Genomic DNA, 16,636 nt, shown 5'->3' on the forward strand with positions numbered 1-16,636 from the left:
ATGGCTTGCGAATGATTTGTCCTGCATAAGAATCCAAAATTGTAGCAAAATCTATAAAATCTTTATGATAAAAATATCAAATATGCTAAATGTGCTTTGTGCGTTTTGTGTTTTTGTGCTTTTTGTGCTTTTGTGTGGCTAAAATCTATAAAAAGCAAATTTTGCAAATAAGTTTTACAATTCACATTTATTTTACAAATCTGCTTTATAATGCTTGATTTTTGTAGTTGCAAGGCGATAAAAAAACTGCTAAATATTCTTAAAAGGAGAAAACTCTTATGAGCAAGACTATGGGTAAGACGCACAAACTAAGGATTATAAATTTGCAATTTGTAAGACTTGCAAAGCTTATACGGATTGCAAAAAGCATAAAAAAACTAAAAATTAGCAAAAAATTTTGGATAAAACTGCATTTGTATTTGAGCTTATTTTTTTTACCGCTAGCAATTATTTATGCTTTGACAGGAGTGGGATATATCTATGACATAAGACAAGATGCGGGCGCAAAAATCACCAAAATCCCGCTAGATTCTATGCCAAAAAAGGGCGAGGAACAAGGGCTAATGCTAGCATTACTAAAAGAGCATAATTTAGAGATTCCAAGTGATATTAGTATAAGGATTGCGCGAGGGAATGTGAGTATGGGCAATGTCTATTATGGTGCAACGATTTTAAAAGAGCGCGATGGGGGGGTGGTTATGCAAGTAACGAAGCGAAATCTTTATGGCGTGCTACTTCTTATGCACAAATCAAAAGGTAGCAAGTTTAAAATCGGGGATTTTGCGTTTTCGTGGTTTGATTTTTTGGCGATGGGGTTTGGCGTGTCGTTGTTGCTATTTTATTTATCAGGGCTTATTATGACTTCTTTTTGCAAAAAAGATAGAATCGCTAGCTTTAGCGCGCTAGGTTTTGGGCTTTTTGCTACGATTTTGGCAGTTTATTTTAGTGTGTGATTTAGTGTGTGATTTTATTTATAAATATCCCCGCGAGAATCGGCTTTGTAAGCGTAGATGACTAAAATCTGCCCATCGCGCACTTCATAAAGCACGCGATATTTACCGATGCGTAAGCGATAGTGATTTTTCTGCCCTTGTAGTTTGGCAATGTCGCAAGGATTGTCATAAGGATTTTGCGCGATAATTTCAAGTTTGGCGACAACTTTTGGGGCTACTTCAGGGTGTTTTTCCAAAAATTTTAGCAAATCTTTGCCGTATTCTAACTTATAGTCCATATTTCTTTTTTAGCTCATCGTGGCTTATAGTTTCGCCCCGTTCAAGTTCCTTTAACGCCTTTTTATACGCCTTTTTGTCCTCTTTTGTCATTATGGTATCAGGGTCGATTTCCGTGCTTGGCTCAAAAGGTATTGAGCCTGTTTTTAGCACTTTTTTGGCAAACATTCTAAACGCCGTGCCTAAATCTAGCCCCATATCTTTTAGCATTGCTTCAAGCACATCTTTATCTTCACTATCCATTCTAAACTGCACTAACGCATTCATTTTATATCCTTTTGTATGGTTTTGATAGGTTTTGTAAGATTTTGTATGTGTTATTTTAGCACAATGGGTTTTTAGATTTTGCAAAATCCGTGATAAAAAAGCGATAATGCAAAGCCCAAAAATATCACCGCGCTAACTTTGTCGATGATAAAAAATACCCTATAAGTAATGAATTTTCTACAATAGCTAGACACCACCACCACGCAGACAAAAGCACTCACAAGCGACACATAAAGCACCGCAATGCTAAGGGCTAAATCTTTGTCTATAAATTGCGTAACTACCACGCCAAAAAATAAAATCGCTTTGGGGTTTGATAGATTTACCACAAGCGCATGCCAAAAGCTATCAGGCAAGGCTATTTTAGAATCTATGTTGGGAGTTATTTTTAAATCTATTGATTTTATGTCGGTATCTTTTGCAGAATCTAGGCTAGATTTGATACTAGATTCTAGCGTGGCGTTTGCTTCTTTTTTATCATAGGGTGTGCGAAAAATTTTTAGGCTAATATATGCTAGATATAGCCCTCCTAGCGTGCTTATAGCGAGTTGGGAGTAGGGGTTTGATAGCAGGTGCGTAAATCCAAAATAAATAATACCTAAATAAAAAATCCACCCAAATGCGATTCCGCCTAGCACGATAAACCCACGCCTTACACCAAATAAAATCGTATTTCTAGCCACAAGCAACATATCTGGTCCGGGCGTTATCGCCCCTATAAAACCTATGGCAAAAAGCATTATCATAGCGGTGTTTATAGACATTGTTGTCCTTTTTTAAATGATTTTGGGATTTGGGGATTTGTAAAACACAATTATAAATCAAAAAAAGTATATAAAAAATCATCATAAAATCTGCCAAAAAATGTGCAATTTCGTAAAAATATGTCTAAAAATCGTGCATTTTGACTTGGCATTAAGGATTTTTAGCAACATAAAGTTATATAATGATTTTAACTAATATCAAAGGAGCAACAATGAGTGAGGCAAGAGACATAACAGCGGAATTTAAGATTCTAGGTGAGTTTGCAGGGGGAATCTGGCAAGATGAAATCAATGTGCGCGATTTTATCGTCAAAAATTTCACGCCTTATGAGGGCGATGAGCGTTTTTTAAGCGCGCCTACAAATGCGACAAAACAGCTGTGGGAGCAGGTTTGCGCGCTAATGAAAGTAGAGAGGGAGCGCAAGGGCGTGTATGATGTCAGCACGGATATTATCTCTAGCATTACTTCGCATAATGCAGGCTATATCGATAAACGCCTAGAAGTCATCGTGGGACTACAAACCGATGAGCCGCTAAAGCGCGCGATAATGCCTTTTGGCGGGTATCGTATGGTGCTAAATTCGCTTAAGGCTTATGACAAAAAAGAGGACGCCCAAGTGGCAAATGTGTTTAAATACCGCAAGACACATAATGATGGCGTGTTTGACGCATATAGCGATGAGATGCTTTTAGCGCGAAAGGTGGGAATCATCACAGGACTTCCCGATGCCTATGGCAGGGGGAGAATCATAGGCGATTATCGCCGTGTGGCACTCTATGGCGTAGATAGGCTTATCGAAGAAAAAACCAAAGCAAAGAAAAATCTCACCCCCGATGTGATGAGTGAGGAAGTGATTCGCTTGCGCGAAGAAATCTCAGAGCAGATAAAGGCACTAAATGAGCTAAAAACTATGGCATTAAGCTATGGATTTGATATTTCTGCGCCTGCTAAAGATACAAAAGAGGCGATTCAGTGGCTTTACTTTGGCTACCTTGCCGCGATAAAGGAGCAAAACGGCGCAGCAATGAGCATAGGGAGAATCTCCACATTTTTAGACATTTACGCCGAGCGGGATTTAAGTCTTGGCAAATACACAGAGAGCGAAATCCAAGAGATGATAGACCATTTTGTGATGAAGCTACGAATGGTGCGATTCTTGCGCACGCCAGAATATGATGAGCTTTTCAGCGGGGACCCCACTTGGGTTACGGAATGTATCGGGGGAATGTGCCTTGATGGACGCCCGCTTGTAACCAAAATGAGCTATCGCTTCCTCCATACGCTCTATAATCTAGGACCAGCCCCAGAGCCAAATATGACCGTGCTTTGGAATACGCGCTTGCCACAGAATTTTAAGGATTTTTGTGCGCGGGTGAGTATCGATACCTCTTCGATTCAGTATGAGAGCGATGAGATAATGCTAAAAGAATTTGGCGATGACTACGCCATAGCGTGCTGTGTGAGCCCGATGAAAATCGGCAAGCAAATGCAGTTTTTTGGCGCACGGTGCAACCTCGCAAAAGCGATACTCTACGCTATAAATGGTGGCAAAGATGAAAAACTAGGCGTGCAAGTCGCCCCTATGCTAGCCCCCATCACAAGCGAATATTTGGACTATGATGAGGTCAAAGGGCGGCTAGATATTGTGCTTGATTGGCTAGCGCGACTCTATATCAACACGCTTAATGTCATTCACTATATGCACGATAAATACTGCTATGAACGAATCGAAATGGCACTCCACAACGAAGAAGTGGTGCGCACTATGGCGGGGGGTATCGCAGGGCTTAGCGTGATAGCGGACTCTCTAAGCGCGATAAAATACGCCCGCGTGAAGCCTATCCGCAACGAAGCGGGATTGGCGGTGGATTTTGAGATTGCAGGGGATTATCCAAAGTATGGCAACGATGATGATAGGGTGGATAGTATCGCGGTGGATTTGGTAAAGAGCTTCTCCCAAAAGCTAGCCCTCCACCCCACTTATCGAGAATCCACCCCCACAATGAGCGTGCTAACCATAACCTCAAATGTCGTCTATGGTAAGAAAACAGGCTCTACGCCCGATGGTAGAAAAGCAGGAGAGCCATTTGCCCCAGGGGCAAACCCTATGCACGGGCGCGATACAAACGGCTGTGTGGCGAGCTTTTGCTCTGTGGCAAAACTGCCCTTTAAATACTCAAAAGATGGGATTTCAAATACATTTTCTATCGTGCCAAGTGCGCTAGGGAGTGAGCGTAAAGCGCAAGAGCAAAATCTTGTATCGCTAATGGATGGGTATTTCGCCGATGAGGGCTATCATCTCAATGTCAATGTGCTGCAAAAAGATATGCTAAAAGACGCGATGGAGCACCCCGAGAAATACCCGCAATTAACAATTCGTGTGAGTGGCTATGCGGTGAATTTCATAAAACTCACAAAAGAGCAACAACTCGATGTCATCTCAAGGACATTCCACGAGAAGATGTAGGGCTTTTGTGGGTGAGGGGTTGTCGTTAGTTTCGGTATTGCAAGCGTTGCATTTTAGTGCGACGCGTGGCAATCTATCGCGCTATCATTGCGAGATTTTGGGATTTTGTCAAAAAGGCTAGATTTGTGGCAATCCATCATTTGTCATTGCGAGAAGTCGGCACGACTTCGTGGCATCTAGCTCTTTGTCATATTGAGGCTTTGCAAAAGCCGAAATATCCCTGCAAATAGACTACCGCGCATTGCATTACAATGCTAGCAATGACAAATAGCATTTATTGTCGTATTGAGGTTTCGCAGAAACCGAAATATCTTTTAGAATCTAGAATTTAAATTCTAGATTCTAAGGTTGGTTTGCGCGGTTTTGTATGTTTTGCTCGACTTTGGATTTGGCGGATTCTAGCAAGGATTTTGATTTTGCACGCAGGGCGAAACTTTTTTGGATTTTACAAGCGATTTGCTCTTGCGTGGCGGTGTCTATTTTTGGGATTAGGATATTTAAAATGTCGCTACTTGAAATGTTTGTTTGCACCCCGCCTGTGCCGACTCTCTCAAATTGCAATTTGCAAAAAATAGAATTTAAAAGCAACACAAGCACTTCACCATTAAAATCTTTTATGACAATTTTTAAGATTCGCTGATTTGCCATCGCTTCTATATTTTCTCGAATCACGCACGAAAGCCCTATGCTACCTGACATTGAGATTAAAATATCGCCTTGTTTTACTTTATCTTTTGGGCTTAAATCCTTTGCGCTGTTTTTTAGATAAACGGCGTTGCTCATATCCAAATCCGCGTTTTTAATGTTAGCGATTCTAATAAGTGCCAAATCGCCATTTTCTAGGTAGTCATCGCTTAAAAAGGCAAATCCGCCCGAATAATCCAAAACTAAATCCCGCAATTTGCAATAACCGCCATTATAGCCCTTGATTTTGCACTCTATGGTGTCATATTTGGTTTGGTAATATTCGCTATCAAGGCGTCCGCTTACGCCGTAGCCCTGCGATAGTGGGCGGATAGAGAGATTTAAATGCGGGTATTTGCACACTATGCGCTCTATGTTGTCATTCTGAGCGAGTGAAACGAGCGAAGAATCTCTATCTTTATCATATTGAGCGTTTGGCGAAATATCTCTCTTAAAATTATTTGAGATACTTCGGGCTTCGCCCTCAGTATGACAAGATAAGGTGTCATCGCAAGTCGATTTATCGGCGTGGTAATCTATTTTTTCTTGTGGATTTACCCACCCCCTACCCCCCTCCGCAAGGGAGGGGGGACAAGAGAAAGCCCCTCCCCTTGCGGGAGGGGTTTGGGGTGGGGTATTTATCACAAAGGCGGGGGAATGTGCCGAATCCGTCATTGCGAGATTTTGCGTAGCAAAATCGTGGCAATCCACCGCGCCGTCATTGCGAGAATCTAGGCTTTTGTCAAAAAGACTAGATTCGTGGCAATCTATGTTTTTGTTTTGGATTGCTTGGGCTTTTTCAAAGCCTCGCAATGACGATTTGTCGCAAAGCAAAGATTCAAGCGGATTGTGCGAATCTAACCCCAAAGATTCATATAAAAGCCACTCCGCTTCTTTGTAAAGAGCCTTTGAATCCTCCAACGCCTTATGTGAATCTTGGACTAAATGTTGGATTTCTAATTGAAAATCTTGCGGAAATTGGGGGACTTTGATTTTTGCTACTTGAATATTATTTAGATATTCTTGCGCTGTTTGAGTTGCTAATCTAAAAATTTGATATTGTCCATAATAAGTATCTAAAAATGTAGCCACAAAATATGGATTAAATTTTTCATTTTTAATAGAAACTTTTGCTATGTTTTGATTTATGTTGGCTTCTACAATATTTTCTTTGACAAATCCAATTTTTCCTAATGTTGCGCCAATTATTGCAATTAAAATGTCCTTATATTTCACTTTTGAGCGTGATAAAGTATTATGAAATTCTTGCTTTACATATTGTTTAGGGTCGGTATCTAAAAGGTCAAAATCTTGTGAGCGAAAAAATGGTATTCCTTGATTTTCAAATTCTCCATTTTCTGGCGTTGAACCATTGCATATTTTTTCGGTTATTTGCCCCAAAATTTCGCAATTTAAATTTAAAAGCGTTGCTTCATTTTCCAAATACTCTTTTTTAAAATACTCGCTATCAATGCGATTAGATTCATTGTCCTTTTGCACTTGGGAGAGTGAGAGGACGGATAGCTCCAAATGCGGATATTTCGCTTGTAAGGATTCGTTTAGATTGCGTGTTTGATTTTGCATTATTTTTTGCCTTTTTTAAGTTTATTTTTATGATTTTGTGCTAAAATTCGCTCGTTTTCAAGGCGGCACTTGCCGCCACTCTCTCTTTCATTATACATTTGCATTACACATTTTCCCCATAAGTTATCAGCCTTGTATCAAAACTTGCGATTAAGTCGTTTAGAAAATCTATGATTTTGCTTGGGTGGATTGAAAATATTGCGGATTCGCCGTGCTGATTGTAGATTTTGACGCTTAATCTTGGTCCCTTTTTATTCATTTTATAGAGATTCTCAAAGTGAAAAGCGCGGTTGCGTATTAGGCGAAAAAGTTGCAAAATCGCGCTCACTTTGTGGTGTCGCAATACCCTATTATGCTTCGATTTGAAGGTGCGCTTATTTTTAGCGTAGTATTTTGCGAAGTCAAAGCTATCTAAAAATTCCTCGCCAAAAATCTTATTGTGGATTTTGTAAATTTCAACAAGCCTTACCCAAAATCCTAGACTTTGGGTAGAGATAAATTTATCGCGCTTTTGGGCTTGAAACTCGCCCTTTGATTCTAGTTCGCGTGGTAGGGATAAAAGCCAATCTTGCTTTTGTGCGTTTGTCATAAGGCTATCGATGCGATTTCGTAGCACGATTTCTAAAATGCCTATTTTGTGTGAGATATTGCCGATAAGGGCTAAGTTTGCCTCGTGTTCGTGCGGGTTTGTGTAGTCGTTTAGTCGCGTGGTAGAAAATAGCGTGATAAGCGCGGAATGTGGGATTTGCGTCATTTAAGATTCCTTAATGTTTGTATGACTTTTATTGCAATGACGCATTTTAGCTAAAAATCTTGCAAAGATTGCTACGCGCTCTAAAAATCTCATAATCTATTCTCTCCAAAAGCTCAAATTTTCAGCTCTCGCAAAGTTGATAAACGCTTCGGCGATTCCGTCATTTGTCAGCCCATCGTGGTTAAATAAATCGTGGTCAATGATTTTATGCCCGTGTGAATCAAGCAAAAATCCGCCCTGCGCGTCTTTTAGGTAGATTTTCTCACCTGAATTATCCTTGCTAGGCTTACTCATAGTGGCAAAGAAAATGTTGTAATCCTCGACTTTGGGGCATAGTTCGCCCCCATTTTTACCGCCGTTTTCATCGACTCCGCCCCATTTTTGCAAAAGTAGCACGCTTGTTTTTGTGCCTGTGTGGGGTTTGAAAACATTGCTATGAAGCCCTATCACAGCTAAGATTCTCGCACGCTCTGCGATAAAATCGCGTATATATTTATCGCTAGAATTATTAAACCGCCCTTGTGGCAAGACAATAGCCATTCGTCCACCATCTTTTAGCATATTTAGATTTCGCTCGATAAATAAAATATCCCTCCCCACCTTGCTTTGTGCCTTGCCATTTGCGTTTTTGCCTAGCTCATATCGCGCTAAAATCCTGCTCTCTTTTATATCGCCTGCAAAAGGTGGATTTGCCATCAAAATATCAAAGTTAAAATCTCTATTTGCGTCCTTTTCTGCGCGGAGCTTTTTAAGCCTCCTCCACCCTTCAAAATAAATATCCCCCCATTCCTCGCTTTTAGTCCATTCCTCCCAATGCTCATAATCGATAGAATTTAAATACAGCACATTTGTGTGCCCATCGCCTGCGATTAGGTTTAGCATTTTTGAGACGCGCACGGATTTGTCATCAAAGTCGATTCCAAAGATTTTTTCTTTGACATAGTCGGTGCATTCGGGGATTTTAGCCTCTGCGGTGAAAAGGTGGCTTGGCTCTAAGCCTTTGTCTTTGTAAAGTCGCTCCCACACATAAAAGCAAGTGTGAATAGGGAAGCCACAGCTCCCACTTGCAGGGTCTATCATTGATTCGCTAGGCTTTGGGTTTAGCATTTTTACGCACATATCGATGACATAGCGCGGGGTGAAATACTGCCCTTTTTCGCCTTTGGCGGATTTATTTACTAAGTATTCAAAGGCTTCATCGATGACTTCTAGGTTTGAATTAAAGAGTTTGACATTTTCTAGTGAGCCTACGCATACGCTAAGATGCGATGGGGAGAGCTTGATTTTATCATCTTTGCTAAATACGCCATCCCATTTGTCCTTTGCCTTGCTAAAAATCTTTTCGATTTTGGCTTTTAGCTCAGAATCTGATTCGCCGTAGTTTTTAAATTCTAAATTTCGCGTGGCGTTTCGCGCACTTTCTAGCTCATCATAAAGTTTGATAAAAATGAGCTTAAAAACTTCCTCAAACACATCTACGCCCGCATTTGCTAGCACTTCATCTTCCATATCTAAAATGATATTTTTTAGGCTTGTTTTTTGCGTGCGCAGAATGTCCTTTTCTCTCAAATCGCTAAATCTAAAATCCTCTTGCAAAATATCTTTTAGGCTTTTATCACTTGCGGGGATATTTGGGATTGGCTCAAAATAATTTGGGTCTTTGCGGTGGTAGTAGCTGATAGCAGAGCCATTGCACCATACCGCCATAGTCGCACCTGTGGCGTTGCAATAGCTTTTTAGCTGCTCTTTGCCCTCTTTTAACTTTGGCTTTTTAACCTCGATAATGATATAAGGCGTTGTGATTTGGAGCTTATCCATTATGATAATATCTGCGCGCTTGACTTCACGCCCAAAATGCACGGAGTATTCGACTTGAATGCGCGATTTTGGGTAGCCGTATTCGCTAATTAGCTTATCTAAATAAAGCTGGCGGATAATCTCTTCTGGGGTTAGCTTAATCTCTTTTTGGCGAATTAAGCAAGTGGCATAATAATTTTGCTTATTCCCCCCCCCATTAGTGTTTTTAACGATAATTGTTGCCTCTAAATTTGCGATAGATTCCTCGCTAAAAAGCTCTAATCTATATTCGCTATCTTTGAGAATCTGTGCTAGCTGTGGCGTGTGCATAGTGCGTCCTTTATCTTGCGTGTGTTGTAGTTTTATGGGTTTTAAGAGGGTTATTGTAGCCAAGTTGTGCTAAAATTATGCCACAAAACTATAAAAAATCATTGCCACAAAATATGCCAAATGTCCGTAAAATGCGCTGTTTTGTGGTTATTTAGGAGTCATAATGCTAGAATCTATCCCCTCATACACTCCCAAAAAGCGCGGACTCATCAAAAAAGGGTTTAACGCCCTAAATGAGCGCAGGTATCTTAGCGCGATGAAACTATTTAGCGAAGCACTAAGCCTAGATACTAGCGATTTGGAGGCAAAAGTAGGCGTGCTTATCGCCGATATTGCCACAGATTTTCCCAAAAAAGCAGAAGTGTTTAACGAACTTTATCATATCTTGCTATCCACCGCTCCTAGAGCCAATAGAGCGGATTTGCAAAGGCAGATGCTTGATTTGTTGTCATCTTTTGATGAAGGGCTAAATGAAATCTCACAAACAATGCAAACCGAAGACAACCTAGAATCTGAAAGCCTAGATGGCGTGGCGTATAAAGATTTTCAAAAAATGTGCGAAATAAAGGGCTTTAAAGAAGTGTTTGAAAATCTCATTTTTAGCACAAAAGTGATTTTTACTTCGCGTGAGGATTTTTATACTTTCTTAAAAGATTTGATTGAAAATGGGTTTGAAAATATCGCGCTCTCATACATAGAGGATATGCCTCAAATCACGCGCAACAAAGATATTTTGCAGATTATCCAAAACAAAAATGCTTTAAGCAAAGAGCTATCAAACCAAACTAAAAAGCAAAAAAATTAAGCAAAGATAACCACATAGATTTTGCCCATATTTTAAAAGACATAAAAAATAAAATCCACCACTTCCTATGAAAATCACAATCTCAAAATCTAAAAACCTAGCACTACAAACGCTATACCAAAACAACAAAACTTTGGATTTTATCACTGATGATACAAGAGAGCTAGATGCCCACTCTTTGCTTGTCCGCACCAAAAGCAATGAAAATTTTATCGATGATTTTTTGCAAAAAGATTTTGCAAAAAACACCAAAATCAAAACCCAAGATTTGCTACCAAATATCATTTCCCCCAAAAAGCTAGCTAGCATTTTTGCACCACTGCCTAGTATCATCGGTATCACAGGGACAAATGGCAAGACAACTACGGCGGCGATTGTTTATTCGATGTTGCTTGATTTGGGATTTTCTTGCGCGCTATTTGGCACTCGTGGCGCGTATAAAAATGACACAAAAATCCGCCCAAAAGGGCTTACCACTCCAAGCCTTTTGGAGCTATATGCCCTGCTAGATGAATGCAGGGAGTGTGATTTTGTCGTTATGGAGGTTAGCTCTCACGCGATTTGCCAAGAGAGAATCGCGGGGCTAGATTTTGTCGCTAAAGTGCTTACAAATATCACAAGTGATCATTTGGACTATCATAAGACTTTGGAGGAATATATCCGCGTGAAAAATCATTTTTTGCTAGATGAAGAAACCATAGCAAATGGTGGTAGCGTGATAATAAACGCTGATGAGCCAAATGCGATTTTTAATCAAAACGCGCTTTATTATGGCATAGAAAACGCAAAAATAAACACAAAGCAAGTAAATCTAAAAGCAAACGCATATAGCCTAGATAATGGCATAAGCGCGCATATTAGCTTTGCAAATGAGCTAGAGAGACAGCAGGCTATTATGGAGGCAAATCTCTATGGCAAGCATAATCTCTACAATGCCCTAGCCGCGATTTTGTGCGTAAAAAGCCTGCAAAATCTTACAAACAAAAAATCCCCTACAAACCCTCTAAAATCGCTAGATTCTATTGTGGCTACACTTCAGCATTTTGGCGGGGTAGAGGGGCGAATGGAAGTGGTAAGCCAAAATCCGCTTATTATCGTTGATTTTGCCCATACGCACGATGGTATGGAGCAGATTTTTGCTAGTTTTAAAGGGAGGGAGATTGTCGTTGTGTTTGGCGCAGGTGGCGATAGAGACAAGACAAAGCGACCAAAAATGGGGCTTTGTGCGTATAAATATGCCAAAAAACTCTACATAACAAGCGATAATCCTAGAAGTGAAAATCCACAAGAAATTATCAATGATATTATAAGCGGGATTCCTACAAACGCGCTAGATTTGGGATTAGCCTGCAAAAAAAGCGAGGCAGCACAACAGCGAGAAATCATCTGCGAAGTGGATAGAAAAGTCGCAATCACTAAAGCTATCCAAAATCTAGCAGAAAATGAGATTTTGCTTATTTTAGGCAAGGGCGATGAGACTTATCAGATTTTGGGGGATAAAAGCATTCATTTTGATGATAGGGAGGTAGTCAAAGAGGTGCTAGCTAGCTTAGGGAAAAAGAGCTAAAATGCAAAATCTTATACAAAAATTTACAACAAAATCTGCGACAAAATCCACGCCAAAATCCAAGCAAGATTTTGCTTTGGATTCATCGCAAGATTTGGGGCAAGATTTTGGGGAAAATGTTAAGCAAGATTCACTGCTAGAATCTATGCAAGACTATAATATGGCAGGTGTTTTAAATGATTCTCAAACACCGACAGAGCGGGCAATTCAAACACAAACAATGCAGGATTTTTATAAACGCGGAGTTGTGATAAAAGATTGCACAAATATAAGCCAAGCTTTGCAAAAATGTTGTGAAAATCTAAATAAGCAAAATATCACAGCAAGCACGCCAAACACAAACCATCAGCCAAGCGAAAATGCCTTGCCAAACGCAAAATCACAAGGCACAAAAAATCAAAATCCACCTAGCAAAATTACCCCAAAAGATTTGGATTTTCGTATCCAAAATCCGCGCTTTTTTATCACCAAAAAAAATCCAAACGATATGCCAAAACCACCCATTTTAAGCCAATCTTTAGGCAAAAAACCTAGCTTTAGCGATGTGGTTAGTTTTTTGGATTCTGTATCAAAAAATAAAATAAGTAGCGATTTTTTGCAAACTGATTTTGCGCAATCCGATTTTGCGCAATCTGTTTTTACACAATCTAGCGCGCTAAAATCTAGCGATACAAATCCCACAAAAATAGAAATAAACCAAGCCCAATTAAACGCGCTTTTTGCTTCGCCATTGTATGAAAATCCACATTTTAGTATTACGCAAATATGTGATTTGCGTGTGTTTATGCGGGATTTGGAGGCATTATTTAGGCTAGAAATAGATGATGAAAAAGTGGATATTTGCTTTTGTGAGGCGTTTTGTGTGGTGGAGGATAGGGGGTTTATAGAGGATTTTTATGAGCAAGTAGAGAGTGCGCTTTTTGCGCAAGGCGTGATTTTGCATACAGATGAGGTTCGCTCAAACCTATCGCTAATCCTAGAATCTATCGCAAAAAATCCAGCCAAAAAAAAAGAAATCTTTTGCTTGCTAAAAAGCAAAAACTACACTTCAAGCAAGAAAACAGATTTTGTATTTTTGCCACAAAAAGAGTGGGAGACGCGCAACGGCGCATCTCCGCAAAATGCGGCATTTGGCGTAAAAGAAGGAGCGCAAATCGCAATCCTTTATAAGCCACTTGTAGGCACAGCAGGGCGCAATCTTTTTGGGGATTTTGCGCAGCCAAAATCCATAGAATCTACAAAACTACTCCCCACAAAGCAAGCAGATATTGACTACACTGATACGCCAAAATCTATCATCTACACCGCTAAAAAAGACGGATTTATCCAGCTACAAAATGGCGAGTTTAGGTTTATACAAATCCCGCGCACAGCCTTTAGCACGCGCAATGTCCCACAACTGCTTGCAGGGGAGCATCTAGACATAGAAATCACTTGCTCTGATATGGCAGAAGATGCCATCGGTGCGGGTGTGTGGTGTGAAGTGGGCAATCTAAAAGTGCGTGGCTGTGTAGCAGAAAACACACGCATAAAAGCAAAAACGCTAATCATCGAAGGCTCTACGCACAAAAGTGCGCATATCAAAGCCTATGCCGCACAAATCCGCACGCACAAAGGCAAGCTAGAATGCACGCATTGCGCCATAGAAAACCTTGATAATGGCGAGCTAATCGCCCATAGTGCCAAAATTTTGAGAGCAAATGGCGCAAAAATCGCCACAGACAACGCCACAATCCACGAGCTAAAAAGCAACAATACGATTTTGTTTGCAAAAAGTTGCGCGATTTTGCGAAACAAAGGCGGGCAAAATGAGCTAGTTTTTTGCGCGAGTGCTGGGGGTGGGTTTGCCAAATGGAGCAAAGGTGCAAAAGCGTATTTTTCTACCCAAGACAAAACCCTAAAAACACTGCACAAACTAGCGGATTTTTGGGCAAATAAGCAGGGGAGGGCTAGTGAGTTTTTGGAAAAAATGAAAGGCTTTAGCGAGTATCAAAAGCAAATCGCCCTAAAAGATGAAGCGTATGCCACAAAGTATAGAGAAGCCCTTGCGCAGGCAAATGTAGCCAATATCTTGCAAAGCAAAATCAAAGATTTGCAAAATCAGATTTTAGGCGTGCGCAATCAAGCTATGCTAAGCCTAAAAAATACCCTGCAAAAAGCAAGGCTTAGCATACAAGAAAAATGGGGGTATGATAATTATGCGATTTTGGTAAAACCTAGTATGAGCGTGTTTGAATCTAGTAAGATTTCTAGCGAGGATAGCGGGGGGTTTTTTAGCAGCGAGGGGTTAGAAAAGGATTTTGAAGTAGCGTTTGAGATGCTAAGCGCGGATAATACGCTAGATAAACTAGAGCTACAAGAGGGGCAGAGGGGGGAAAATGATATGCAAAATGGCAGACAAAATGGCGAGCAAATAATGCTAGAAAATTTCAAATTAAAGGTGGTGTAAATGATTTGTGGGATAATCGGCAATGTGATAGAGATTGGCGCGATGAGCGTGGAGATAGAAGCAAATGGCGTGGTATATGAGCTAGCCATTAGCGTGCAAACAAGTGCTAGGCTAAAGCTAGGTGAAAGGGTGCATTTGCGCTCTACGCATATCGTGCGCGAGGACGCGGAGCTACTTTTTGGCTTTTTGGATAAAATCGAGCAAAGCACATTTGAGCGGTTATTAAAGATTAATGGCGTGGGTCCTAAGGTGGCTTTGGCGATTTTAAGCACTTTTAGCCCGCAAAGTTTTGCCGCCCTTGTGCAAAGCAAAGATATAAAGCTACTTCAAAAAGTCCCGGGTGTAGGTGCAAAATCTGCGGGCAAAATCTTGCTTGATTTGGCTGGATTTTGCTCTCAAATCTTGCAAGAGCAAAATGTGGATTTAAAAAATGAAAATATTAGCAGTGAGGATTTTGGCGATATAGCCACCCAAAAAGCTAAAAAAGACGCGATAGCCGCGCTTGAGACACTCGGCTACAAAGCAAGCGAAATCAAAAAAATCCTCCCACAAATAAAATCTAGCGATACCCAAAATATCATCAAAGAGGCGTTGAGGCTTTTGTAAATACACAAACCTAGCGCAAGACACAATCAATCATTTACAATCCGTTTTTTTTTTTTTTTGTAGTATCGTTTTTTGGCATAGACGCTTTTTGGCAAAAAGCATAAAAACTACAAAAAGGAAAAAAATGAAAAATAACCAAATCCAATGCAAAAGCTGCAAAAATCTAAAATCACAAAATGAGTTTTACCTAATCGATGGTGGGCTTGGCATAGAGGGGGTAGAAAATCTACGATTTGAAATATGCAAAGAATGTGTAAGCATATACAATACACAAAACAAATCTACCACACGATTAAAATATCTAAAATGGCAACTTGTAGCCTGTTATTTAGGTGCTAAAGAATACATAACAAGACGCAATGGAATCAATGACAAAGAGATTTTGCGACATATCACTAGCCAAATATCCAACGGATATAAATCCTATAATCAAGGCTCTACCTCGCTTGAAATGGCTATACAAAATTTTATTTATCTATTTGATGGAGTAGATAGGCTTGGGCTAGCTGGTGGGGCTGGCAAAAGCAGGATAGAAGTGTATAAATCGCTTGAGGGAAGTCAAAATATAAATGAGACAATAAACCAAATACTACGCAATGACTATGTTATCTCTCAAAGATACATAAATACTTTGAAAAACATATAACAAGGAGTATGTGATGAAAAAGATAGTGCTAATATGTGGAATCCTAGCAAGTGTGCTAAGCGTAGGAATGGGCGAGATAAGTAGTGAAATGAAAATAATGGGCAATAACTGCTTAGGTGGTGATAAAAATGCGTGTCAAGCAATGATTGATAATGGTTTGGCAAGTGTAGAACAATGCAATAATGAAAAAAGCATAAATAGTTGCACTTTAGTGAGTGAGTTTTATAAAAGAGCGGGGCATTATAAAGAAGCGATTCGTTACGCTGAAAAAGCCATCGCTTTGGGAAATAATAGCGGATACAATTCTTTGGGGAGCGTTTATATAGAGCTAAAAGATTATGTTAATGCAAAGAAATATTATGAAATCGGGTGTAATATAGTCGGCATAGCAGAGTCTTGCCACAACTTAGGAGTAATGTATGATGAAGGACAAGGTGTGCGACAAGACTACGACAAAGCACGCGGACTATGGACAAAAGCCTGTGATATGGACTATGCTAACTCGTGTCATAATCTAGGATACCTATACTTCAAAGGACTAGGTGTCAAGCAAGAACTATTTATCGCTATGGTATTCTACAGCAAAGCGTGTGATTTGGGCTTCCAAAATAGCTGTGTTTTATCTCAGGTACTAAAAATACAACTCGAGCAATAAATTTGCCTCTGTCATAAAATCTAAAAAAATA

General features: G+C 40.0%; 15 protein-coding genes. 9 read left to right on the plus strand and 6 right to left on the minus strand.

Features of this window, described 5'->3' with window-relative positions; genetic code table 11:
• Positions 1-278 precede the first annotated feature (278 nt).
• Complete coding sequence (locus tag ACWIUO_RS10065; protein WP_454177767.1) at positions 279-953, plus strand: hypothetical protein; 675 nt, start codon at positions 279-281, stop codon at positions 951-953.
• A gap of 14 nt (positions 954-967) precedes the next feature.
• Here the strand turns inward: ACWIUO_RS10065 and ACWIUO_RS10070 are convergent, their stop codons facing one another.
• From ACWIUO_RS10070 to ACWIUO_RS10080, 3 genes are all read right to left on the minus strand, one after another.
• A complete protein-coding gene (locus tag ACWIUO_RS10070) occupies positions 968-1,231 on the minus strand; it encodes a type II toxin-antitoxin system RelE family toxin (protein WP_454177768.1) in 264 nt (87 codons plus the stop codon).
• Positions 1,221-1,496, minus strand: coding sequence for a type II toxin-antitoxin system RelB/DinJ family antitoxin (locus tag ACWIUO_RS10075; RefSeq protein WP_454177769.1), 276 nt, complete (start codon positions 1,494-1,496; stop codon positions 1,221-1,223). Before ACWIUO_RS10075 ends, ACWIUO_RS10070 begins: the two co-directional genes overlap by 11 nt.
• Positions 1,497-1,567: 71 nt before the next feature.
• Complete coding sequence (locus ACWIUO_RS10080) at positions 1,568-2,260, minus strand: LysE family translocator (protein ID WP_454177770.1); 693 nt, start codon at positions 2,258-2,260, stop codon at positions 1,568-1,570.
• Positions 2,261-2,472: 212 nt separating this feature from the next.
• Between ACWIUO_RS10080 and pflB the strand changes: the two genes are divergently transcribed.
• Together pflB and ACWIUO_RS10090 are read left to right on the plus strand one after the other, a co-directional pair.
• Positions 2,473-4,728: a formate C-acetyltransferase gene (gene pflB / locus ACWIUO_RS10085; protein WP_454177771.1), complete on the plus strand. Its 2,256-nt coding sequence runs from the start codon at positions 2,473-2,475 to the stop codon at positions 4,726-4,728.
• Between the two features lie 65 nt (positions 4,729-4,793).
• Entirely contained in the window at positions 4,794-4,958 is a 165-nt protein-coding gene (locus tag ACWIUO_RS10090; protein ID WP_454177772.1) for a hypothetical protein, read from the plus strand.
• 112 nt (positions 4,959-5,070) lie between these two features.
• Here the strand turns inward: ACWIUO_RS10090 and ACWIUO_RS10095 are convergent, their stop codons facing one another.
• The 3 genes from ACWIUO_RS10095 to ACWIUO_RS10105 form a co-directional block, all read right to left on the minus strand.
• Positions 5,071-6,996: a restriction endonuclease subunit S gene (locus ACWIUO_RS10095; RefSeq protein ID WP_454177773.1), complete on the minus strand. Its 1,926-nt coding sequence runs from the start codon at positions 6,994-6,996 to the stop codon at positions 5,071-5,073.
• A gap of 103 nt (positions 6,997-7,099) precedes the next feature.
• Positions 7,100-7,750, minus strand: coding sequence for a hypothetical protein (locus tag ACWIUO_RS10100; RefSeq protein WP_454177774.1), 651 nt, complete (start codon positions 7,748-7,750; stop codon positions 7,100-7,102).
• Between the two features lie 96 nt (positions 7,751-7,846).
• Positions 7,847-9,877: an N-6 DNA methylase gene (locus tag ACWIUO_RS10105; protein ID WP_454177775.1), complete on the minus strand. Its 2,031-nt coding sequence runs from the start codon at positions 9,875-9,877 to the stop codon at positions 7,847-7,849.
• A gap of 163 nt (positions 9,878-10,040) precedes the next feature.
• Between ACWIUO_RS10105 and ACWIUO_RS10110 the strand changes: the two genes are divergently transcribed.
• The 6 genes from ACWIUO_RS10110 to ACWIUO_RS10135 all read left to right on the plus strand — a co-directional run bounded on the left by ACWIUO_RS10110 (position 10,041) and on the right by ACWIUO_RS10135 (position 16,605).
• Positions 10,041-10,682, plus strand: a complete 642-nt coding sequence (locus ACWIUO_RS10110) for a histidine kinase (RefSeq protein WP_454177776.1) — start codon at positions 10,041-10,043, stop codon at positions 10,680-10,682.
• A gap of 67 nt (positions 10,683-10,749) precedes the next feature.
• Positions 10,750-12,249 carry a UDP-N-acetylmuramoyl-L-alanyl-D-glutamate--2,6-diaminopimelate ligase gene (locus ACWIUO_RS10115; RefSeq protein WP_454177777.1) on the plus strand — a complete coding sequence of 500 codons (1,500 nt, stop codon included), beginning with the start codon at positions 10,750-10,752 and terminating at the stop codon, positions 12,247-12,249.
• A 1-nt stretch (position 12,250) separates the two neighbouring features.
• The gene (locus ACWIUO_RS10120) at positions 12,251-14,698 is read left to right on the plus strand and encodes a flagellar assembly protein A (protein WP_454177778.1); all 2,448 of its coding nucleotides are present in this window, start codon (positions 12,251-12,253) and stop codon (positions 14,696-14,698) included.
• The gene (ruvA, locus tag ACWIUO_RS10125) at positions 14,699-15,304 is read left to right on the plus strand and encodes a Holliday junction branch migration protein RuvA (protein ID WP_454177779.1); all 606 of its coding nucleotides are present in this window, start codon (positions 14,699-14,701) and stop codon (positions 15,302-15,304) included. It abuts the gene before it with no gap.
• Between the two features lie 124 nt (positions 15,305-15,428).
• Entirely contained in the window at positions 15,429-15,950 is a 522-nt protein-coding gene (locus tag ACWIUO_RS10130) for a hypothetical protein (protein WP_454177780.1), read from the plus strand.
• Between the two features lie 13 nt (positions 15,951-15,963).
• Positions 15,964-16,605 carry a tetratricopeptide repeat protein gene (locus ACWIUO_RS10135; RefSeq protein ID WP_454177781.1) on the plus strand — a complete coding sequence of 214 codons (642 nt, stop codon included), beginning with the start codon at positions 15,964-15,966 and terminating at the stop codon, positions 16,603-16,605.
• The last annotated feature ends 31 nt before the right edge of the window (positions 16,606-16,636 follow it).

Source organism: Helicobacter sp. T3_23-1056 (assembly GCF_053654535.1).